This is a genomic window from Actinoplanes sp. NPDC023714 (assembly GCF_040639855.1).
Lineage (GTDB): Bacteria > Actinomycetota > Actinomycetes > Mycobacteriales > Micromonosporaceae > Actinoplanes.
On record NZ_JBFAAR010000024.1, the window covers coordinates 1 to 1,307 of the forward strand.

At 66.0% G+C, this 1,307-nt stretch carries 1 protein-coding gene; it reads right to left on the reverse strand.

The window, feature by feature from the left end:
* Positions 1-29: 29 nt before the first annotated feature.
* Positions 30-1,271 carry an IS110 family transposase gene (locus tag AB0G10_RS42260; protein WP_360935917.1) on the reverse strand — a complete coding sequence of 414 codons (1,242 nt, stop codon included), beginning with the start codon at positions 1,269-1,271 and terminating at the stop codon, positions 30-32.
* Positions 1,272-1,307: the final 36 nt, after the last annotated feature.

A 1,307-nucleotide genomic window follows, 5' to 3' on the forward strand; every position in this document is an offset into this window, starting at 1 on the left:
GCCGACAAGACATCCCACGCGTTTTAGCGTCAAGCTGCGGTAGGCATTTGGTGCGGCTGAGGTGCGGCAAATGCGGTTTCTTCCTGGTAGGGCTGGCGGATTTGTAGGCAGTGGTGCAGGCAGCCGAGGAGCCGGTTCGACAGGTGGCGCAGGGCGGCGGTATGGCCGTCGCCGGAGGTTCGTCGTCGTTGGTAGTGGGCGTGGGCGCCTGGGGAGGCGCTGAGGGCGGAGAAGGCCCAGAGATGACCGGCGTGGGCGAGGCGTTGGTTTTTCACTCGTCGGTGCATGACGATCAGGCTCTTGCCGGAGGCTCGGGTGATCGGGGCGGAACCGGCATACGATTTGAGCGCTCGCGTGTCAGCGAAGCGGGATCGGTCATCACCGATCTCGGCGAGTACCCGGGCGCCGATGAGTCGACCGAGGCCTGCGAAGCTGGTGATGATCTCGGCGTCCGGGTGTTGATCAAAAGATTGTTCAGCGGCCGTGGCCAGGTCTTCAGCGTTGAGGCAGGCTGTGTCTAGGGCGCGTAGCAGGGCCAGGGCTTGCCGTCCCATGGCCTGTTCGACCAGGGGTGGCTGGTGCAGGGTTGCCGCGGCCAGGGCTTGGTGCAGCCTGTCGGCCTCGGCTGCGATGCCGCGTTGCCGGCCGGCTCGTCGCAGGGCCTCGGCGAGGTCGTCGGGGGTCAGTGCCGCCGCTTGGGTCGGGGTGGGGGCCGCGGCGAGCACGGCGCGGGCTTCAGGGCGGGTGATCCCGCCGCGGGCGTCACGGAAGGCCAGCAGGAACGTCGGGTAGTACTCGCGCAGCAGTGAGCGCAGTTTGTTGTGGGCCTGGGTTCGATCCCATACGGCGTCTTGTTGCGCACGGGCCAGGACCGCGATGGCCTGGACCAGTTCGGAGTCCTCGGGCAGTGGCCGGTGCACGGCCATGTCGGTACGCAGAATGTTGGCCAGGACCACTGCGTCGACATGGTCAGACTTGGTGCGCGAGACGGTGTATCGGTCTCGATAACGAGCGACTGCAACCGGATTGATCGCGTAGACCCTTCGACCGGTCGCCCGTAGGCAAGCCACCAGCAAGCCCCGGGATGTTTCGATCGCCACGGGGATCGGCTGTTGCGGGTTGTCCCCGGCGTCGGCGAGCAGGTCGATCAGCTGCTGGTAGCCGGCCGCGTCATCACCGATCCTCAGCCGTGCGACCAACCCGCCGCTGTCGTCGACGATGGCGACGTCGTGATGTTCCTCGGCCCAGTCAATTCCGCAGTAAACAGTCATAGGCATCAACCCCTCACAGGTGACATCTCTAATTCG